At 59.3% G+C, this 18,868-nt stretch carries 19 protein-coding genes; 7 read left to right on the forward strand and 12 right to left on the reverse strand.

Annotated features, from left to right (window positions below):
- Positions 1–23: 23 nt before the first annotated feature.
- On the reverse strand, positions 24–842 hold the full coding sequence (locus TL5118_RS18720) for a sulfotransferase family protein (RefSeq protein ID WP_058242302.1): 819 nt from the start codon (positions 840–842) through the stop codon (positions 24–26).
- A gap of 143 nt (positions 843–985) precedes the next feature.
- Between TL5118_RS18720 and TL5118_RS18725 the strand changes: the two genes are divergently transcribed.
- The 3 genes from TL5118_RS18725 (at position 986) to TL5118_RS18735 (ending at position 3,492) form a co-directional block, all read left to right on the forward strand.
- Entirely contained in the window at positions 986–2,563 is a 1,578-nt protein-coding gene (locus TL5118_RS18725; protein WP_058242301.1) for a DUF5928 domain-containing protein, read from the forward strand.
- A gap of 8 nt (positions 2,564–2,571) precedes the next feature.
- Entirely contained in the window at positions 2,572–2,955 is a 384-nt protein-coding gene (locus tag TL5118_RS18730; RefSeq protein ID WP_058242300.1) for a histidine triad nucleotide-binding protein, read from the forward strand.
- Between the two features lie 69 nt (positions 2,956–3,024).
- Positions 3,025–3,492, forward strand: coding sequence for a DUF1203 domain-containing protein (locus TL5118_RS18735; protein ID WP_058242299.1), 468 nt, complete (start codon positions 3,025–3,027; stop codon positions 3,490–3,492).
- Between the two features lie 9 nt (positions 3,493–3,501).
- Here TL5118_RS18735 and rsmD read toward each other — a convergent pair whose 3' ends face one another.
- Together rsmD and TL5118_RS18745 are read right to left on the reverse strand one after the other, a co-directional pair.
- Positions 3,502–4,059 carry a 16S rRNA (guanine(966)-N(2))-methyltransferase RsmD gene (rsmD, locus tag TL5118_RS18740; RefSeq protein WP_058242298.1) on the reverse strand — a complete coding sequence of 186 codons (558 nt, stop codon included), beginning with the start codon at positions 4,057–4,059 and terminating at the stop codon, positions 3,502–3,504.
- Positions 4,056–5,267 carry an NAD(P)/FAD-dependent oxidoreductase gene (locus TL5118_RS18745; RefSeq protein ID WP_058242297.1) on the reverse strand — a complete coding sequence of 404 codons (1,212 nt, stop codon included), beginning with the start codon at positions 5,265–5,267 and terminating at the stop codon, positions 4,056–4,058. The genes rsmD and TL5118_RS18745 overlap by 4 nt, the downstream gene beginning before the upstream one ends.
- Before the next feature lie 91 nt (positions 5,268–5,358).
- Here TL5118_RS18745 and TL5118_RS18750 point away from each other — a divergent pair, with 91 nt between their 5' ends.
- Positions 5,359–5,847 (forward strand): peroxiredoxin, encoded by a 489-nt coding sequence (locus TL5118_RS18750; RefSeq protein ID WP_058242296.1) that lies wholly within the window; start codon positions 5,359–5,361, stop codon positions 5,845–5,847.
- A 39-nt stretch (positions 5,848–5,886) separates the two neighbouring features.
- Here TL5118_RS18750 and TL5118_RS18755 read toward each other — a convergent pair whose 3' ends face one another.
- Positions 5,887–6,534, reverse strand: a complete 648-nt coding sequence (locus tag TL5118_RS18755; RefSeq protein WP_131727611.1) for a hypothetical protein — start codon at positions 6,532–6,534, stop codon at positions 5,887–5,889.
- A 386-nt stretch (positions 6,535–6,920) separates the two neighbouring features.
- On the opposite strand from TL5118_RS18755, the gene TL5118_RS18760 reads away from it, so the two are divergent.
- Positions 6,921–8,036, forward strand: a complete 1,116-nt coding sequence (locus tag TL5118_RS18760; protein ID WP_131727463.1) for an EF-hand domain-containing protein — start codon at positions 6,921–6,923, stop codon at positions 8,034–8,036.
- A 64-nt stretch (positions 8,037–8,100) separates the two neighbouring features.
- On the opposite strand, the gene TL5118_RS18765 is transcribed toward TL5118_RS18760, so the two are convergent.
- The 7 genes from TL5118_RS18765 to TL5118_RS18795 all read right to left on the reverse strand — a co-directional run bounded on the left by TL5118_RS18765 (position 8,101) and on the right by TL5118_RS18795 (position 14,840).
- Positions 8,101–8,949 (reverse strand): mechanosensitive ion channel family protein, encoded by an 849-nt coding sequence (locus TL5118_RS18765; protein ID WP_058242293.1) that lies wholly within the window; start codon positions 8,947–8,949, stop codon positions 8,101–8,103.
- Positions 8,946–9,242, reverse strand: coding sequence for a 4a-hydroxytetrahydrobiopterin dehydratase (locus TL5118_RS18770; RefSeq protein ID WP_058242292.1), 297 nt, complete (start codon positions 9,240–9,242; stop codon positions 8,946–8,948). Before TL5118_RS18770 ends, TL5118_RS18765 begins: the two co-directional genes overlap by 4 nt.
- The gene (locus tag TL5118_RS18775) at positions 9,239–10,435 is read right to left on the reverse strand and encodes a GNAT family N-acetyltransferase (protein WP_058242291.1); all 1,197 of its coding nucleotides are present in this window, start codon (positions 10,433–10,435) and stop codon (positions 9,239–9,241) included. Before TL5118_RS18775 ends, TL5118_RS18770 begins: the two co-directional genes overlap by 4 nt.
- A 49-nt stretch (positions 10,436–10,484) precedes the next feature.
- Positions 10,485–11,252 carry a glycerophosphodiester phosphodiesterase family protein gene (locus TL5118_RS18780; protein WP_058242290.1) on the reverse strand — a complete coding sequence of 256 codons (768 nt, stop codon included), beginning with the start codon at positions 11,250–11,252 and terminating at the stop codon, positions 10,485–10,487.
- Positions 11,249–11,713 (reverse strand): RidA family protein, encoded by a 465-nt coding sequence (locus TL5118_RS18785; RefSeq protein ID WP_058242289.1) that lies wholly within the window; start codon positions 11,711–11,713, stop codon positions 11,249–11,251. Before TL5118_RS18785 ends, TL5118_RS18780 begins: the two co-directional genes overlap by 4 nt.
- A gap of 95 nt (positions 11,714–11,808) precedes the next feature.
- A complete protein-coding gene (locus tag TL5118_RS18790; RefSeq protein ID WP_058242288.1) occupies positions 11,809–13,104 on the reverse strand; it encodes an HlyD family type I secretion periplasmic adaptor subunit in 1,296 nt (431 codons plus the stop codon).
- Positions 13,101–14,840, reverse strand: coding sequence for a type I secretion system permease/ATPase (locus TL5118_RS18795; RefSeq protein WP_058242287.1), 1,740 nt, complete (start codon positions 14,838–14,840; stop codon positions 13,101–13,103). The genes TL5118_RS18790 and TL5118_RS18795 overlap by 4 nt, the downstream gene beginning before the upstream one ends.
- Positions 14,841–15,150: 310 nt before the next feature.
- On the opposite strand from TL5118_RS18795, the gene TL5118_RS18800 reads away from it, so the two are divergent.
- Both TL5118_RS18800 and TL5118_RS18805 read left to right on the forward strand, forming a co-directional pair.
- Entirely contained in the window at positions 15,151–15,822 is a 672-nt protein-coding gene (locus TL5118_RS18800; RefSeq protein WP_106404246.1) for an MlaA family lipoprotein, read from the forward strand.
- Positions 15,823–16,428 (forward strand): MlaC/ttg2D family ABC transporter substrate-binding protein, encoded by a 606-nt coding sequence (locus tag TL5118_RS18805; RefSeq protein WP_058242285.1) that lies wholly within the window; start codon positions 15,823–15,825, stop codon positions 16,426–16,428. It begins immediately after the preceding gene.
- Positions 16,429–16,486: 58 nt separating this feature from the next.
- Here the strand turns inward: TL5118_RS18805 and TL5118_RS18810 are convergent, their stop codons facing one another.
- Positions 16,487–18,712 carry a transglycosylase domain-containing protein gene (locus tag TL5118_RS18810; RefSeq protein ID WP_058242284.1) on the reverse strand — a complete coding sequence of 742 codons (2,226 nt, stop codon included), beginning with the start codon at positions 18,710–18,712 and terminating at the stop codon, positions 16,487–16,489.
- Positions 18,713–18,868: the final 156 nt, after the last annotated feature.

An 18,868-nucleotide genomic window follows, 5' to 3' on the forward strand; every position in this document is an offset into this window, starting at 1 on the left:
CTGGTGCGGCAAAAACTCAGTGCTTAATCGCCGAGTTTGGCGTGCACCTCATCCAGATCGATTTCCCCGATGGGCATCTTGTTGCCGGGGTTTTCGAAGTCATATTTGAACAGCTCAAAATCCCGTTTGTAGATTTCATAGACCAAATGCATCGACAGGTCGTCGAAGTAGTCTTCGACCGGATGCGCACGTTTGGGGCCATGGCCTTCGGACTCGTTGAACCGCGGGATTTCGCTCAGGTCGACCTCAAACGGGGTTTCGATGTGATCCAACACCTCTTGCATGCCGCCATTGAAATCCTCGGTCCAGAAGATCTGATCATACTGGCCGCCATTGGCGATAAAGGTCGAGACATGGCCTGACATCGCCGACCAGTGGATATCGGGATCCATCGGTTTGCGCCACCGAATGGTGTCGCGCGCAAACAGCAGGAACCGGCGGAAGCTGGCGATCTGGTCAAACTCCTGCTTGCCGTCATCGCCGCCTACCTCAATCCCGTATTTCTGCACCAGCATCGGCACCAGATTGCCGCGATAGCGGCGGCCGTTGCGCTGGATGCCGCAGATCTTGTCAAAGAAGCTGGACAGGATCCGGGTGTAGGGATTGCGCACGCAAGTGAACGCATAGGACTGATGGCTGGTCACATTGTGACTGATCGGGCCGTGGCTCTCTTCGAAGGCCCATTTGTGCATGCCCGATTTTGCGTCATGGATATCGCCATCAAAGAACGCACCATGGTCGGAATAGAACATGATCTGTCCGATGGTCGAACAGGCGCATTTGGGAACAACGCGGTACACCACGCTTTCACTCTCGGTCATCCAAGTGCCGGGAAAACCCATACTGCTGTGCCTCCTTGGCCTCACCCCATGTGGGGGAACTTTATGCTTTTGTTCACAAAACCAAAGTTAACTGGTTTATTCAATCTCACTTCCGCCGTATCTATATAAACAATCTTGGATTAAAGGGGCGATCGTTTCCAAAAATGGCAAGAATTGCGTTCATCCTTCTGTGCCATAAGGATCCAGAGGCGATCATCCAGCAGGCTGAGCGTCTGACGGCGGCTGGCGACTATATGTCGATCCACTTTGACGCGCGTGCCAAACCGGCCCATTTCCAGCAGATTCAGGACGCGTTGGGCGACAACCCCAATGTGACCTTCGCCAAAAAGCGCATCAAATGTGGCTGGGGTGAGTGGTCGCTGGTGCAAGCCTCGCTAAACGCGATTGAGACCGCGATGGAGGCGTTTCCGCGCGCCACCCATTTCTACATGCTGTCCGGCGACTGTATGGCGATCAAATCGGCGCAGTACATTCACCAGTTCCTGGAACAGAATCACCGCGACTTCATCGAAAGCTTTGATTTCTTTGAAAGTGACTGGATCAAAACCGGTATGAAGGAAGACCGGCTGATCTATCGCCACTACTTCAACGAACGCACCCAGCCCAAACGCTACTACTGGGCCTATCAGTTGCAGAAGAAATTCGGCCTGGAACGTGAGATCCCCCATGACATTCAGGTGCAGATCGGCAGCCAGTGGTGGTGTCTGCGCCGCCGTACGATTGAATGGATCATCGATTTCACCAAGAAGCGCAAAGACGTCATGGCGTTTTTCCGCACCACCTGGATCCCGGATGAAACCTTCTTCCAGACCCTGGTGCGCCACCTGATCCCGGAAGAAGAGATTGAAACGCGTACGCTGACCTTCCTGATGTTTTCCGACTACGGCATGCCGGTGTCATTTTACAATGACCACTACGATATGCTGCTCAGTCAGGACTTCCTCTTTGCCCGTAAAATCAGCCCCGAAGCACGGGAGCTTCGGGCGCGGCTGGGCGCGCTCTATGCGGCGGAAGGGGTTGAGTTCAAAATCTCGGGCGAGGGGCGCAGCCTGTTCAAGTTCCTCACAGGTCGGGGCCGTGTCGGGCGGCGGTTTGGAATGCGCTTCTGGGAAACCGAAAGCTCACTGGGGCGCGAACGTGAGCTGCTGATCGTGATCTGCAAAAAATGGCACGTGGCCAAGCGGCTGGTCGAGCAGATCCGCCAGCAGACCAACATCCCAGCCATTGAATACCTCTTCAACGAAGAGGGCACCCCCCTGCCCGATCTGGGCGGCATTCAGAAAACCATCGGCAAACGTCACCGCCACCGCCGGGCGCTGATGCGAATGCTGTTTGACTATTTTGAAACCGATCGCTTGATCATTTGCCTTGATCCGGACGCGCTGGATCTGCTGCGTGACTTTTGTGGCGACCGTTCGACCACCCGCCTGTTGGAGGTTGAGGTCAACTTCTCCGAGGATTACCTGAAAGGCCACGCCATGCGTATCGGACTGGCCGGGGATCAAACACCGAAGGAAACGCTGGAACGGCTGCTGCCCACCATCCGCCACGACCTGACCTTTGAAAGCGATCAGATTCGTGACGCAAACTTCGGCAATCATGACTACCTGCGCGAAAGTGATGGGCGCGATGCCCATGCCCGGGCCGTGTCACAATTTCTTGCCATTCCCGAATCCACGGCGCATGACATTGTGAACATTGACTATCTGTTTACCGACTGAGGTGCCCCATGGCTTATGTCTATGACGAGCAAAATATTTTCGCCAAGATCCTGCGCGGAGAGATCCCCAATAAAACCGTGCTGGAAACCGAGCATGCGCTGGCCTTCCATGACATCCAGCCACAGGCACCGGTCCATGTGCTGGTGATCCCCAAGGGGCCTTACGTCTGCTACGATCACTTTGCCCTGGAAGCATCGGACGCGGAAATCGTTGGTTTCAACCGCGCGGTTGGAGAGGTCTGCAAAATGCTGGAGATTCAGCCCGGCGAAGGCGGTGACGGGTACCGGGTCATTTCGAACGCTGGCGAAAACGGCGTGCAGGAGGTGCCGCATCTTCATGTGCACGTTCTGGGTGGTCGCTGGTTGGGCCGCATGCTGAAGAAAGCCGATTAAGCAAGAAACGGATCGTTTGCGCGGTCGCGCTGCGGCTAGGACTCTCCACAACGAATAAGGAGAGACCTGATGCCATTGTCCTATGAGGCCCTGCCGACTGAGATCGCCCGCCACTATCAACGCGGTGGCGCTGACGCGAACGGCCAATCCCCGGAACGCGCGCTGAGTGATGGCGCCGGGGTGCCGTGCCGCCATTGCATGAAGATCGTGCCTGCCGGACAGGAATATCTGATCCTCAGCCACCGCCCATTCCCGGCCCCGCAGCCCTATGCGGAACAGGGTCCGATCTTCGTCTGTGCGCAGGAATGTAAGCGTGGGGACACCGCCGCCTTCCCGGCATTCCTGCTGTCAGACAGCTACATCCTGCGGGGTTATTCAGATACGGACCGGATCGTTTACGGCACCGGGGCTGTCACCGCGACCACGGATATTCCTGACGCGGCCGAAACGCTGCTGGCCCGACAGGATGTCGCCTATCTGCATGTGCGATCGGCCCAGAACAACTGCTACCATCTGCGCATTGAAAAGGCGGGGTGATCAGGGCGCTTAAGCTTCCAGAATGGTGATCGTGGTATCGCCATAACGGCGCTCATCCAGATAGGTGAGCGCCTTTGGCACGGTGATCGCAGCGCTTTCTTCCCAGACGACCAGCGCCCCCTCGGCCAGCCAGCCACCGGCCAGCGCGACCTCAATCGCTTTTTCGCCCAGCCCCTTACCATAGGGGGGATCCAGAAAGATCAGATCACAGGGCGCACCGGTGTTTTCCGGCAGTTTGCGCGCATCGCGGCGGATCACCTGCACCTCATCACGGGCCTGACAGATCTGTATGTTTTCCTTAAGCAGCGCGTTTGATTTGCGGCCGTCATCCACGAAGGTCACATGCGCTGCACCACGGCTCAGCGCCTCCAACCCCAAGGCGCCGGTTCCGGCAAAGAGGTCCAGCACACGGGCGCCATCAATCGGATCGCCGAAACGGCCACCGCCCAGCATGTTGAACAGGCTTTCCCGGGTGCGGTCCGTGGTTGGGCGCAGATGCGCCGCCGGATCACCCTTGCCCACCGCGGCCAGTGCCCGGCCTTTGAAACGGCCCGCGACAATCCTCATGCGCGCAGCAGGGATTTGAGGTCCGTGGCAGGATCTGCCAGCAGATCGGGCGCGGGCGATTTACCGCCGTCAATCAAACGTTTGCCCACCATGTAGGCGCGGGGATCATTGGCTGCATCAACCGCCAGCAGCGTGTCCCCCTGATAATACCAGAAAGACATCGCACCATCTTTGTCACCGGCACGGGTGATGATGCGATCATAACCAGTGTTCAGCCCGGCAATCTGCAGTTTGACATCATACTGATCTGACCAGAACCAAGGCTGCGGCACATAGGTCTTTTCAGCGCCCAGCAGGTTTTCGGCGACACATTCCGCCTGATCAATGGCATTCGGCACCGATTCAAGGCGCAGACGCCCGTCCCGATAGGGGAAGGAGGCACAGTCCCCCGCTGCCCAGATCGCCGGATCCGAGGTGCGCCCCAGCGCATCGGTCTTGATGCCATTGTCAATCTCCAGACCGGCAGCTTCGGCCAGATCGGTGCCGGGGGTGATGCCAACGCCAACGATGACGAAATCAACCTCCAGCGTGGTGCCATCACTCAGCTCAGCGCCCGACACACGCGTGTCGCCGGTCAGTCGTGTCAGCCCCACACTTTCCAGGATCTCGACCCCATGCGATTGATGCAGGGCCCGGAAATAGTCCGAGGTTTCTGGCGCCGCGACACGTTGCAAAATGCGATCTGCCATTTCGACCAGCGTGACCTTCAGGCCTTTCTTGGCGGCCACCGCTGCAGCCTCCAGCCCGATGTAGCCGCCGCCGACGATCAACACCGATTTGCCGTCGCCAAACTCAGGCCCCATCGCGTCAACATCTGCCAGACCGCGCACCACATGAACGCCCTCCAGCGCGCCACCAATGGCGGCGGGCAGATGCCGTGGCGCAGACCCGGTGGTCAGGACCAGTGCGTCATAGTCAATCGCGCCCTCGGCCAGTTGCACCGTTTTGGCAGCGCGATCAATACTGGTGACCTCAGCCCCCAGACGCAGGGTGATGTTGTTGTCGGCATAGAAGCTCTCCGGCCGCAGGTAGAGCCGTTCCAGCGCCATATCCCCCAACAGATAGGCCTTGGACAGCGGAGGCCGTTGATAGGGCAGCACGGGTTCGGCCCCAATCAGGGTCACCTCACCGTCAAACCCAAGGCTGCGCAGCTTGGCCACCAGCGATGCCCCGGCCTGCCCGGCCCCCACAACAACAATCTTCTGCATTCCGGGCCCTTTCTGCGGAATTTTCTGGCTGCAACTTGACGCGACCCTATATGAGGCGTGAGTGAAAACGCAAACAGGGAACGATCACAAAATGACACTGAATGTTGGTGATAAACTGCCAGAAGCCACCTTTCCAATGATGGGCGCCGAAGGGCCCGGCACCATCGCTCTGGCCGAGAAGCTGGCCGGTCGCAAGGTGGTGATTTTCGGCCTGCCCGGTGCCTTCTCGCGCACCTGTGACGCGGCGCATATGCCCAGCTTTATCCGCACCAAAGATGACTTTGCCGCCAAAGGTGTGGATGAGATCATGTGCCTGTCTGTGAACGATCCCTTCGTGATGAAGGCCTGGGGCGCATCAACCGGCGCGGACGATGCCGGGATCACCATGTTGGCCGATGCGGATGGCGGGTTCACCAAAGCGGTTGGTATGGATTTTGACGCCGGTGTCGTTGGGTTTTACGGCCGGTCCAAACGTTACGCGATGGTGGTAGACGATGGGGTTGTGACCCACCTCAACATCGAACCCGAACAGGGATGCACCATCTCCGGCGGCGAGGCGCTGCTGGACACGATGAGTTAAGGATCAGAGGTTAAGGCGTGCTGGCGGTAGCGGCAGGCCTCAGCCCACCAACAAAACCTCTTGCAGCGCGTCATAGCGCTGCTGGCTTTCCGGGGTGAGGTTTTCAACCTCAAACGCGGTAAGCTTTGGCATTTGAGCCCGCGGGTCAAATGCTGTCGGCAGGTCCAGCGGCACATCCTCTGTGGCATCCGACAACAGAGACAGAGATTGCACCTCAGGCAGTTTGGACATCATCAGATTGGTGAAGGTTTGCTGCGAAATCACCGCCTCCTGCCCTGATGATGCGTCCACATGCACGCTGACCTCTTGCAGATGGGCGTGCTCCACCGGGCGGGTCAGGAAAAACGGGCCACACAGATCCAGCATCCGCAGATTGGGCGCAGCATTAAACACAGGCGTGATGTCGCCAATGCGGCAGGCCCGCACCGAGCTGTTGTAGAGGACAAACATATCGCCAAGGCAGAGGCTGCGCAGATTGGGCAGGTGGCGGCCTTTGAACAGGCTCATCACCTTGCCCAGATCAAACCCCTCGGCAGGTCTGCGCGCTGCATAGAGCTGTGAGGTGCCGATTTTCAGGGTCGAGACCTGCTGCGCCTCAGGCGATTGCAGGAAATCACTGATCAATTCGATCTGTGCGGGGCCTTCCAGAAAGGCCACGGTATCCAACTGATCCGGGAGATTGCGCACCGCGCTACGTAACTCACCCTCCGGGCCGAGACCGACCAAAAGCGCACCCTGCATGCTGCTGCATCGACGATAGCCAAACCGGCGCAGCGACCGGCCAAACCGGGTGGTTGACCGATGGCAGCCAGACTGCCGGATAACTTTTTTTAAAGGCTTAAACGCCGCTGTGACCCTGCACATCTTCCACTCGATCCCCTGCTACCCCTTGCAATCTAACCAACTAGAATCGTGCAGGAATAGAGGAAAACCATGCCTTGCTGATTGTAAAACTTGAATGTCAAAAATCCACCGTAGCCGCAAAAGGCGCCTTCGCAGGGATTAAACAGAATCGGGCAACAGTCCGTATGGGTAGATCAGTGATTGTTGTGTTTTCGGAAAGGGCTGCGGCGATGCAAGTCTCATCCTCGGTATCCATGTCAGCGAGCTATGCCTCGGTAAGTTTCAGCGCCACCCGAGTGAGCGCCAGCCAGCAGGCCAGCCAGCAGGTCAGCCAGGCTGCGCCAGAAGTTGCTGATGAGAAACCCAAATCAGACGTCTCGATTGACGTTGGCAACCAGCGCAAACGTGGCCATGGCGGTGGACACGCCTATGCCCATGGTCATGAACGGGGGCATCGGGCCCGCGGTTATGGTGGCGGCCTTGCGGGCAACCTCATCCGCAAAATGGATGAAAATCGCGACGGTGGAGCCTCCCTTTCTGAGGTGCAAAACTCACGCTTTGGCAATCGAATCAGCGAAGAGAAATTCGCCAAAATTGACAGCGATGGTGACGGTCAAATGACGGCCAAGGAGTTGCGCTCGCACTTCCGCCAGTCACTTTTTGGCGAAAGCGGTAGCGGTTCGGTCGATGAATCCCCGGAAGTAAGCGATCCCGCCGAAACCGGCAGTGCCGGCAGCGTGGCCCAGATTGCCAGCCAGCAAGCACTGGCGACGGTTACATCGGTTTCGGTTTCTGTATCGGTGGCCTCTGCGTCCTATTCCAGTACCTCTGGCAGCTTTGGTGGCACGGTTGGGGATGCTGAGGTCCCGCAGGAACCGATGGTGGGGGAGGCTCCAACCGAACTGGCCCCGGTTGGCGATGACAAGCCAAGCGCAGCCATGGAAGAACTGGCCAAGATCAAAGCCGAAGCTGCTGCCGAAGCTGAAGAGGTGGATGATGACGGCGATGATGTTGAGATCGAAGATCTTGGCGACCTGATGGAGATGATGGCCTCGGGCGCATTGGATGAGATGGATCCGATGAAACTGATCGAGGAAATCGCCGAGTTGATGGGCGTTGAGTTTGAGGTCGAAGATGACGGCGAAGAGGGTATGAACATCGGCTCCCTTGGTGGTGAGGTCGATGCCAGTTTTGCCGCTTCTGAGGTCTCGCTGGAGGCGTTCAGCTTTGAGGCCAGCCTGACCACAGCAACCTTTGCGGACGGATCCTCGGCCACGTCAATGTCGGTGAACTTCACCGCCATCTCGGCCTATGCGCGCACAATGGAATTTAGCGCCGCAGCCTAACACAATTTCCCAGAACCAGATGCAAAAGGGGCGGCCTGTTGAGCCGCCCCTTGGTGTTTGATGATCAGCTTGGCTGAATAAGCGTCTGCGTCGGGAAGGGGATATCGACCCCGGCCTCATCCAGTGCCTCTTTCACGGCCCGTTTCATATCAGCCTGATAGGCAAAGTAATCAGACGACTTGACCCAGACCCGCGCCAGAAAATCGACCGAGAAATCGCCGAGATTGTTCACCTGCAGGAAGGGTTCCGGATCCTGCATGGCGCGTGGGTCACTCAGCAGGGTTTTGCGAATGACCTCTTCGGCTTTTTTCAGATCAGCGTCATAGGCCACGCCAAAGATCCATTCCGCCCGGCGGGTTTCATAGATCGAGAAGTTGGTGATCGTGTTGCCCCAGACATTGGCGTTGGGGATGATGGTCTGCACGTTGTCGGTGCTGGCCAGCTCGGTATAGTTCAGTGAGATCGATTTGACCGTGCCGCTCTGGCCGCCCACCGTGACGAAATCCCCCAGTTTGATGGGGCGGAAGACGATGATCATCACACCCGCTGCCACGTTGGAAAGCGTGCCCTGCAGCGCCAGACCGATGGCCAGACCAGCGGCACCGATGACGGCCACGATGGAGGTGGTCTTGATCCCAAATGTGTTCAGCACGAACAGCAGCGCAAAGCCGATGATGGCATAGCGGGTGATGTTGCCAATGAAGATGAACAGCGTGTCATCCAACGCCTCATACTGGAGGCCCAGCTTGGTAATCCGCCGTCGGGCCCAGCCCGCGACGATGAAACCAAGGATCAGCATCACCACCGCGCCCAGCAATGAGCCGGCAAAAGAGGTGAGAACGTTAAGCGTCATCAGGTCTGCAAGGCTTTGGCCATTCCAGATCTGGGTATTCAGAATGTCAGTGAGGGTCATGTAACCAATTGATCCAATTTTCGCGCCAGCTTGGCATCCAATGCGCTCAAGCCGCCGACGTCATGCGTTGTGAGGGTCACATGCACTGTTTTGTAAACGTTTGTCCATTCCGGATGATGGTTCCATTTCTCCGCCCAAAGCGCCGCGCGGGTCATAAAGGCGAAAGCTTCGGTGAAATCGGCAAATTGGTAGGTCTTGGAAATCGCATCCCGATCCGCCTCAATCTGCCAGCCGGCCTTGCACAATGGGTCCAGCATGGTTTTGCGGCCCGTGTCGCTCAGAAGTTCGGTCATTCTCTTTCCTCCCCTTGATCCTTTCGAAACGGGCCATAGGCGGTAAGGATTTCAATCTCCTCCTCCACCGCGGTCCGTTCAGCCTGCAGAAACTGTGCAACCGCGCCTGCAAATCCGGGATGCCCGACCCAATGCAGCGAATGGGTGGTCACCGGCAGATATCCCCGCGCCAGCTTATGTTCGCCCTGCGCTCCCGCCTCAACCCGGGCCAGACCCTGATCAATGGCGAAATCCATAGCGCGATAATAGCACGCTTCGAAATGCAGACAGGCATGATCTTCGATGCAGCCCCAATAGCGACCATAAAGCGTTTGGGCGCCGATGAAGTTCAAGGCACCGGCCACTGGCTGCCCCGCGCGGCTGGCCAGCACCAGCAGCATGTCGTCACGCAGCGTTTGCTGCGCGATGTCAAAGAAGGCGCGGGTCAGATAGGGGCTGCCCCATTTGCGCGCGCCGGTGTCCTGATAAAACCGCCAGAAAGCATCCCAATGATGTGCTTGGATCTGATCGCCGTTCAGCATCTCAATCTCACCGCCAAAGGCATTGGCGGTGCGGCGTTCCTTGCGGATCATCTTGCGTTTGCGGCTGCTGAGACTGGCCAGAAAATCATCGAAACTGGCGTAGCCGGCGTTTTCCCAATGGAACTGCTGCCCGGTGCGAGCCATCAGCCCCATCTGTTCCCCTGCCAGCGCCTCGGCCTCGGTGCAGAAGGTTACGTGGAGCGAGCTGAGTTCGTTTTCCGCGGCCAGATGCACCGCCCCCTGCACCAGCGCTGAGGTGCCTGCCACCTCAAATCCGGGTCGGGTCAGAAAGCGCCGCCCCGTGGCCGGGGTAAAGGGCACCGCCAGCTGCAGCTTGGGATAATAGCGCCCGCCCGCATTCTCAAACGCATGAGCCCAGGAGTGGTCAAAAATATACTCCCCCTGGCTGTGGGACTTGGCGTAAAGCGGGGCGCATCCGATCAGCTGCCCGTCCTGATGCGCGGTCAGATACTGGGGCTGCCAACCCGTGCCCGGCCCGACAGATCCGCTTTGTTCCAGGGCCAGCAGAAACCGATGGGTGGTGAACGGGTCCAAGGGGCGCGCGGATCCGCCATCTGCCGCGGCTTCGGGGCAGGCGCAGGCATCCCACTCGGCCGCAGGGATCTGCGCCAAACTGCCATGCACCTGAATTTCGACTGTCTTTTCCGTCATTTCCCTGTTCCTCGCGCCCGTCCACTATTTGGGGCGGGCGCAGGTCTGTTCAAGCGGGAATCTGTGCCGGATAGCTTTCGAAGGTGACGTTATGCGCCACCTGCCGCGCTGCGGTCTCTTCCGCTTGGGATTTGATCGTCCAGCACAGGATTTGCGCACCGCGACGTTTCAGATCCTGCACACGGTCCGCATCCAGATCATCGGCCTCATGGCTGATGAAGCTGCATTTGTTTGCCTCATAATCCGGGATCCGGGCCAGACGGTCCCGGGTGCCTTTAGGCAACAGCGGCCATTTGTCAGCGCCAAAGGCAGCGGTGGTCAGGCCACGGGCCCGATCCGGGCAGAGGCCCGACATCACGCGCACACTATGCGGGTTAAAGGACATCAGCGCCACTTCGCCCTCATAGCCAGCCAAGGCTTCGGCGGTGGCTTTTTCCAGACGGCCGATATTGGCGCCCATCAGCCCGTCCTGATCTTTCAGCTCAATCAGCAACGGCACGCGGCCCGCCACCAGCGCCAAAATCTCAGTCAGGGTTGGGATGGTTTCCTCGCCGCCCAGCAGCGTGATCTCTTGCAGTTCAGCGGCAGTGCGGGTTTGCACTGCCCCTTGCTGGCCGGTCAGGCGCCCCATGTCATAATCATGGAACACCATCGCCACACCGTCCTTGGACAGCTGCAGGTCCAGCTCAATCCCATAGCCCGCAGCAATCGCGGCCTCAAAGGCCACGCGCGAGTTTTCAGGCAGGCCTGCAGACACATCATGCAAACCACGATGTGCAATCGGCGCCTTTAAAAAGGCTTCGGACAACTGGATCATTTGATCTGGAAAATCGCTTCGATTTCGACGGCCACACCCAGAGGCAGCGATGCGGCAGATACGGCCGAGCGGGCGTGACGGCCCTTGTCACCCAGCGCTTCGACCATGAAGTCCGACGCGCCATTGATGACCTGGGGCTGTTCGATGAAATCGGCGGTGGAGTTCACAAAACCCACCAGCTTCACAACTTTCACCAGCCGGTCGAGGTCACCGTCACAAGCCGCCTTGCACTGTGCCAGCAGGCTGATCGCGCAGGTTTTCGCCGCGGCGGCCCCTTCGGCAGTGCTGAGGTCATCGCCAACACGGCCTTTGATCAGCTCACCATCCGCGTTGGAAATCTGGCCAGAGACATAGACCATGTCGCCCACAACAACATAGGGCACATAGTTGGCAGCGGGGGCCGGGGCGTCCGGCAGGGTCACGCCCAATTCGGCAAGGCGGGTTTCAATGTGTCCGGTCATATTACTTCTCCCATCCAGACATGAGTCGCGCGCGACGCTACAGGAGCTGCACACGTTTTCATAGGCGTGGAACGGCGCATTTGCGCACAATCACGTCAGCCCTCGCGGAAGGCTTTCGCAAAGTAATCTGACAGTGGTTTGACAAGATAGGCCAAAGGTGTGCGATCGGCGGTTCTGATATAGGCTTCGACCGGCATGCCCGGCACCAGGGTCACGCCCTCTGGCAAGGCGGCAAGCGCCTCAGCCGAGACGGATATTTCCGCCCGGTAGTAAGAGGCGCGGCTGGCTTCATCCGTAAACGCATCTGCCGAGACCTGCGCCACCGTGCCGGGCAGTTCCGGCGTGGTACGCTGATCCAGCGCCGGGAAGCGCAGCATCACCGACTGGCCCGGGTAGACCTGATCGATGTCTGTTGTCTGCACCTGCGCCGCAATCACCAGTGGCCGGTCCTGCGGCACCAGATAGAGCACCGGATCGGCCGGGCGCACCACGGAGCGTGGGGTGTAGAACTGCAAGGCGTGCACGATGCCAGAAACCGGTGCGCGGATGTCCATCCGGCTCAGCTGCAGTTGCAGCGCGCGCCGGGTCTCAGCCAGTTCCAGTTCACGGTATTGCAAATCGCGAAGCTGGGTCACCGCCTCCTCACGGCGGGTGCTCTGTAATTTCAGGATCTCGATATCAATCTCGGTGATCCGGCCCTCAGACTGTGCCACCTGCGCTGCCAGCTCCCCCACCTGACCGCTGAGCCGGGCCTGTTCACGTTGCAGGCTCAGCACCTTTGAAGCCTGTGCCAGCCCCCGGTCCAGCAGGCTTTGCTGATTGGCCATTTCTTCGTTGATCAGGGCCAATTGCTGGCGCAACGCCTCTTGCTGCGCATTGATGCCCTGAACCTGACTGTGGATCTGCGCCTGCCGCTTTTCCAATTGCTCAGTTTCGCGCGCGATTGAAGCATCCCGCGCGGTCAAAAGGCGCAGCTGACCGTCGATCATTTCCTGCACCTCGGGCTGGCCCGTCGCAGCGCTCAGCAATTCAGCGTCAAAGCGCACCTCGCTTTGGCCATCCTGTTCGGCCTGCAGCCGCCCACGCCGGGCCATGATTTCAAACAGCTGCCCTTCGGTGATCGCCAGCTGTGAGGCCAGTTCGGTCGGGTCCAGACGGACCACCAGTTGATCCTGTTCGACAAAGTCGCCCTCATCCACCAGCAGTTCTGCAATCACACCGCCGTCGGGGTGCTGCACCACCTGCCGGTTCTGATCGACCTCAATCTGGCCGGTGGTGACAATTGCGCCTGCGATCTGGGTCATGGTGGCCCAGGCCCCAAACCCACCCAGCAGCAACGCCAGAGAGATGCCGCCGATCAACAGCGGGCCACGGGGGGAATACTTACTCATTGCACACCTCCGGCGCCGGCGCTGCGTTGGATCTGCTGGTGGTTCTGCACCACGCTGCGCAACACTTCATCCTTGGGACCAAAGGCCCGCATTGCCCCATTTTCCAACATCAAAATGGTGTCACATTCCTTAATTGCGGCCGGGCGGTGGGCCATGATCAAAACGGCTTTGCCCGCCTCTTTCTGGGCCCGGATTGCGCGGTTCAGTGCCTCTGACCCTTCGTTGTCAAGGTTTGAGTTTGGCTCATCCAGAACCAGAATCACCGGATCCATATACATGGCCCGGGCCAGCCCGATCCGTTGGATCTGACCACCCGACAGGCGCCCACCCGCGGCCCGCACCTGGGTGTCGTAGCCATCAGGCAGCTTCAGGATCATCTCATGGGCGTCAGCACGGCGCGCGGCCTCAACGATTTTGGCAGGATCAGGGTCCGGGGAGAGGCGGGCAATGTTTTCCGCGATGGATCCATCAAACAACTCAATCCGCTGCGGCAGGTAGCCGATCAGCTGGCCCAGCACCGAAGGATCATATTGATCCAGCGTTGCCCCGTCCAATCGGATCTTACCGCCCGCAGGCCGCCACAGCCCGGTCAGCGCCCGCGCGAGTGAGGATTTGCCTGCCCCTGACGGGCCAATCACGCCGCAGGCCTGGCCCGGTTCCAGCTTGAAGGTGACCATGCGCAGCGTTGCCTGTGCTTCGCCGGGGGGCACAAGGGTCAGCCCCTGCACGCTCAGCTTGGCCGCTGGGGTCGGCAGCGGGGTGCGCTGCCCTTCGGCGGGCACTTCGCTCAGCAGGGTGGCCAGACTGTCCCAGCCTTTGGTCGCCCGCTGCACCACGGCCCATTGGTTGATGATCAACTCAATCGGCGCCAAGGCCCGTCCCATCAGGATCGACCCCGCAATCATCGCGCCCGCCGTCAGCTCCCCCTGCAGCACCAGATAGGCGCCAAGGCCCAGCATGGCGGATTGCAGAAACAGACGAAACGTTTTGGTGGTGATCGAAAACCCATTGCCGGTGTCGGAGGCGTTGAGCTGTTCTTGCAAAGCGCGATCGCGGGCCTTTTGCCAGCGATAAAACGTTGCGTCGCGCATGCCCATGGATTGCACCGACTCGGCTTCGCTCTGCAATTGGCTGGCGATCTGTTCAGACAGGACAACGGCGCGGCTGGCCTCGGCCAAGGGACGGCGGGAAAAGATCTGGTTGGCAATGGTGATCATCACCAAAATCACACCGCCCCCGATGGCCAGATACCCCAGCCAGGGATGGAAGATCAGAATGCCGGCCAGAAACAGCGGCGTCCAGGGCACGTCAAACAACGCCGTGAAGGCCGGCGCGCTGAGGAAGCGCTGCACACCCTCCAGATCGCGCAACCCGGATGAGGGCGGCTGATCCGGGCGTGACGCAGATTTGCGAATCACCGCATCAAACACGCGGCGATCCAGCCGTGCCTGAAACCGCGCCCCGACCCGCGTCATGATCCGGCCCCGTGCCAGATCCAACAGGCCCATCATCAAAAACAGGAAGGCAATCAGCAGCGTCAGACCCAACAAGGTCTCCTCAGATCGACTGCCCAGCACGCGGTCATAGACCTGCAACATATAAAGGGGCCCGGTCAGCATCAGCAGGTTCACAAAAACGCTGAACAGCGCTACCGCCCAGAAAAGGCTGCGATTTTCGCGACGCGCTGCGCGCAATTCCTCACGTCCGGGTTGAGAATTCAAAGGTCTGGTCGGCATGCGGCCTCTTTATCAAATGCTACAGGGCAGAATATGCACTGCCCCGGTGTTGCTCTTGCAATTCCCGTTCCTATCTAAACTAGGGCACGCAACACGCTGTCTCAAATCTGCCACAGCAACCCGCCACGATGTGACAAACCGCATAACGGGCTGGGCCAGCCTAACGGTTGATTTAGATAGACGTCAAAATGTTAACTCTCGGTTCAGATCAGTGATTTCTCCTCTCCAAAGCCGCTTCCTCCGCGCCCCCGCACTCCTTACCGCGACCGCCATTGCGCTGGCAGGCTGCGCCTCTGTTGAGGGCGCAGGCATGTCTGATGCGGGCGTCTATGACCCGCATGAGCCGACCAACCGCGCCGTACACCGGTTCAACGTTGGTCTGGACCGTGCCGTGCTGCGCCCGGTGAGCAAAGGCTATGACGCGGTGGTGCCCGATGGGGTGCAGACCATGGTGGGCAATGCCAGCGATAACCTTGGCGAGCCCAGCAATCTGGTCAACCGCACCCTGCAGGGCGACCTGCGCGGCGCCGGTGTTGCGCTCTACCGGTTTGTGGTGAATTCGACCGTGGGACTGGGCGGCATCTATGACGTGGCTGCCGAATTTGGCGTCACCGCCGACGACACCGACTTTGGCGAAACGCTGCACACCTGGGGTGGCGGTGAAGGCGCTTATGTTGAGCTGCCGGTGCTTGGCCCCTCAACCACCCGCGATGCAACAGGCCGGGTGGTGGATGCGGTGCTGAACCCGCTGTCGACCGTGATGAACAGCGATCAGAAGACACCGCGCACCAGCTTGAAGGTGGCAGATCGCGTCGGCAGCCGTGCCCGTTATGGTGATACGCTGGACTCGGTGCTGTACGAAAGCACCGACAGCTATAGTCAAACACAGCTTCTTTACCTGCAAAACCGCCGCTTCGAACTGGGAATCGAGAATGAGGATTCCTATATCGACCCTACCGAGATTGATACTGAGGGTTTCTAAATGGCACCGCTTTTCAGCCGCCGCAGTTTTATCGCCACCGCCAGCGCCACCGCGCTGATGCCCGCCCTGCCCACCGCGGCCTTTGCCCTGAATGAGGCAACCGCAAAGGGTCTGGTGGAAAAGCTGGTACAGGAAATCAACAAGGTGATCGCATCCGGCAAGTCCGAAACGGCGATGATTGGTGATTTTGAACGCATCTTTAAACGCTACAGTGACACCTCCTATATCGCGGCCTATGCGATGGGTGTGGATGGTCGCCGTGCCTCGGGCGCACAGAAGAAAGCCTTCTCCACCGCCTTCACCGCCTATGTGGCGCGTAAATACGGCAAACGCTTCCGTGAGTTCATTGGCGGCCGTCTGGAAGTGCAGAGCGTGAAGAAGGTGAAAAGCTTCTATCAGGTGCGCACCATTGCCTATCTGAAAGGCGAGAGCCCCTTTGAGGTCGATTTCCACGTGTCAGACCGGACCGGCAAAGACTTGTTCTTCAACCTGTACATTGAAGGCATCAACATGCTGCTGACCGAACGCGAAGAAATTGGCGCGATGCTGGATCGTCGCAAAGGCAACATTGACCAGATGATCACCGATCTGAAAAAGGCCGGTTAAGGATCACATTCCTTCTAATGCGACGGGCGGGGAATTCCCCGCCCGTTTTTCGTTGCACCTAGTTGCCACCAAAGATCCCGCGCAGCAGGTCATCGATGCCATTTCGGGTATCACGATCCCGCTGCGGGTCTGGTGCCACATGGCGGGCGGGTGATCCACCGCGCAGCATCGGCAGGGGTTTCGGGGTCAGCCCCTCATGCACACGGCGCATGGTTTCGTGCCAGATCTCAGCCGGCAGGCCGGACCCAGTCACCCCGGTCAGCGGGGTGTTGTCATCATAGCCCATCCAGACGCCCGCCACGTAATCAGCGGTAAAGCCGATGAACCAGGCATCTTTGGCTTTTTGCGAGGTGCCGGTTTTCCCGGCCACCTGCCAGTCAGGCAGATTGGCGCGACGGCCGGTGCCCTCAGAAGCGACCACATGCATCATCCATGTCAGTTCACGCGCGGCATCTTCGCTGATCACACGCTCACCGATCCCGCCGGTAGAAGTCATCAGCGCCTCATCATCGCCCTGCATCTTCAGCTCCACCAACCCGTAGGGCCGAACCGAGCTGCCACCGTTCAGGATCCCCGCATAGGCGCCCGTCACCTCCAACAGGCTGGTGTCAGACGCCCCTAGCGCCAGGGACGGGCCAGCGGCCAGATCGGATTCAATGCCAAAGTCGCTGGCCACCTTGCGCACGTTTTCCAACCCGGCATCCTGCGCGATCTTCACCGCCGGGATGTTCAATGAGACGCGCAGCGCCTCGGTCAGGGTCACGGGACCGTGGAACTTGCGATCATAGTTCTGTGGGCTCCATGGGGATGATCCGGGGATGTTGATGGTGATCGGCTCATCCACAACGATATCATTGGCCGACCAGCCCAGCTCCAACGCGGTGGCATATACAAAGGGTTTGAAGGCCGATCCGGTCTGACGTTTGGCCTGCACAGCCCGATTAAAGGCGCCGGTCACTTTGGTTTTGCGGCCGCCTACCATGGCACGCACCGCGCCGTCTGCCGACATGACAACAATGGCCGCCTGCGCTTTGGAGCCTTCGCGCACTTTTTCTGAGAAGATGTAGTTCATCGCCTCTTCGGCGGCGTCCTGAATGCGCTGATCCAATGTGGTGCGGATCACAACGTCAGAGGTTGAGTTGCGGGTGAAGAACTCAGGCCCCGACGACATCACCCAATCGGCAAAATACCCCCCGGCCCGTGCCTGAGCGGCCGGTGACAGTTTGGCGGGGTTGTCCCGTGCCTCCTGCGCGGCCTTGGTGGACAGGTAACCCTGATCCTCCATCAGTCCGATGATCACCCCGGCGCGGTTTTGGCTGCGGGTCAGGTTGCTGGTGGGCGCCAGCGTCGAGGGCGCGGTCAGCAGACCGGCGATCATCGCGCCTTCGGCAGCGGAAAGCGCCGCGGCGGGTTTGCCGAAATAGCGCTGCGCTGCCGCCTCGGACCCATAGGCGCCACCGCCCATGTAGGCGCGGTTCAGATAGATCGAGAGGATCTCATCCTTGGTGTATTTCACCTCCATCGCCAGCGCGTATATGGCTTCCTTGCCCTTGCGCCAGAGCGACCCGCGGCGACAGTCTGCCTCATAAGCGGCTTCGCTGTCCCATTGTGTGTCATCATAGACAACGCCCAGACACAGCAGCTTGGCCGTCTGCTGGGTAATGGTCGATCCGCCGTGGCCCGACAGCGGCCCGCGCCCTTCGCGCAGGTTGATGCGCACAGCGCTGGCCACGCCCCTTGGTGAAATCCCGAAATGGCGGTAGAACCGTTTGTCTTCGGTCGCAACAACGGCGTTTTTCAGATGCGGTGACACGCTGTCAGCGGTCACCACGCCGCCAAACTGATCACCACGCCAGGCAAAGACCTCACCGGTGCGGTCCGTCATCACCACCGATCCATTGGCGCGCCCATCCAATAGCGCGGTCACCTCAGGCAGCGTGGAATAGACATAGCCGACCGCCAGACCGACAACGATCATCGCCAGCGCAGTGATCCGCCAGGTAAAGGCCCAGATCAGCCGGAACAGCCAGCCAAAGATCGCCCGGAAAAAACGCACAATGGGATTGCGCGAGGGTTTTGCCGGTTTCCGGCGGGCGGTTTTCTTACGAGCGGGTGTTTTGCGCGCGGCGGGCTTGGCCGTGGATTTACTGGCAACGCGTTTGGTCGCAGCCGGTTTACGCCCTGCCGCGGCTCCCTTGGTTTTGCCACCGGATTTGCCTGCCGGTTTTGACCCATAGCGACGCTCGGCCACCAATGGCGGCTTTTTGCGACCTGAATCACTCATCTCTTGCCCTGCCCGTGCAACCTGTTTTGCCACAGCATACCGCCCCGCGCCCCAATTGTAGAGACGGTGATTCCTGCTCTGGCAGTTCTTTGCTTGATGATTTTTTGTGCATATTTCACATAACGCACAAAATTTAAACAGCACAGCTGCGGAATT

Origin of the sequence: Thalassovita autumnalis (assembly GCF_001458255.1) — a bacterium.
GTDB classification, from domain to species: Bacteria; Pseudomonadota; Alphaproteobacteria; order Rhodobacterales; family Rhodobacteraceae; genus Thalassobius; species Thalassobius autumnalis.

Excerpts from the sequence above, each read along its gene's own strand:
- TL5118_RS18760 (WP_131727463.1), top strand. The coding sequence starts at position 6,921 with ATGCAAGTCTCATCCTCGGTATCCATGTCAGCGAGCTATGCCTCGGTA.
- TL5118_RS18810 (WP_058242284.1), bottom strand. The coding sequence starts at position 18,712 with ATGAGTGATTCAGGTCGCAAAAAGCCGCCATTGGTGGCCGAGCGTCGC.
- TL5118_RS18750 (WP_058242296.1), top strand. The coding sequence starts at position 5,359 with ATGACACTGAATGTTGGTGATAAACTGCCAGAAGCCACCTTTCCAATG.
- TL5118_RS18735 (WP_058242299.1), top strand. The coding sequence starts at position 3,025 with ATGCCATTGTCCTATGAGGCCCTGCCGACTGAGATCGCCCGCCACTAT.
- TL5118_RS18770 (WP_058242292.1), bottom strand. The coding sequence starts at position 9,242 with ATGACCGAACTTCTGAGCGACACGGGCCGCAAAACCATGCTGGACCCA.
- TL5118_RS18720 (WP_058242302.1), bottom strand. The coding sequence starts at position 842 with ATGGGTTTTCCCGGCACTTGGATGACCGAGAGTGAAAGCGTGGTGTAC.
- TL5118_RS18780 (WP_058242290.1), bottom strand. The coding sequence starts at position 11,252 with ATGATCCAGTTGTCCGAAGCCTTTTTAAAGGCGCCGATTGCACATCGT.
- TL5118_RS18745 (WP_058242297.1), bottom strand. The coding sequence starts at position 5,267 with ATGCAGAAGATTGTTGTTGTGGGGGCCGGGCAGGCCGGGGCATCGCTG.
- TL5118_RS18785 (WP_058242289.1), bottom strand. The coding sequence starts at position 11,713 with ATGACCGGACACATTGAAACCCGCCTTGCCGAATTGGGCGTGACCCTG.
- TL5118_RS18765 (WP_058242293.1), bottom strand. The coding sequence starts at position 8,949 with ATGACCCTCACTGACATTCTGAATACCCAGATCTGGAATGGCCAAAGC.
- TL5118_RS18800 (WP_106404246.1), top strand. The coding sequence starts at position 15,151 with ATGTCTGATGCGGGCGTCTATGACCCGCATGAGCCGACCAACCGCGCC.
- rsmD (WP_058242298.1), bottom strand. The coding sequence starts at position 4,059 with ATGAGGATTGTCGCGGGCCGTTTCAAAGGCCGGGCACTGGCCGCGGTG.
- TL5118_RS18730 (WP_058242300.1), top strand. The coding sequence starts at position 2,572 with ATGGCTTATGTCTATGACGAGCAAAATATTTTCGCCAAGATCCTGCGC.
- TL5118_RS18775 (WP_058242291.1), bottom strand. The coding sequence starts at position 10,435 with ATGACGGAAAAGACAGTCGAAATTCAGGTGCATGGCAGTTTGGCGCAG.
- TL5118_RS18795 (WP_058242287.1), bottom strand. The coding sequence starts at position 14,840 with ATGCCGACCAGACCTTTGAATTCTCAACCCGGACGTGAGGAATTGCGC.
- TL5118_RS18790 (WP_058242288.1), bottom strand. The coding sequence starts at position 13,104 with ATGAGTAAGTATTCCCCCCGTGGCCCGCTGTTGATCGGCGGCATCTCT.
- TL5118_RS18805 (WP_058242285.1), top strand. The coding sequence starts at position 15,823 with ATGGCACCGCTTTTCAGCCGCCGCAGTTTTATCGCCACCGCCAGCGCC.
- TL5118_RS18725 (WP_058242301.1), top strand. The coding sequence starts at position 986 with ATGGCAAGAATTGCGTTCATCCTTCTGTGCCATAAGGATCCAGAGGCG.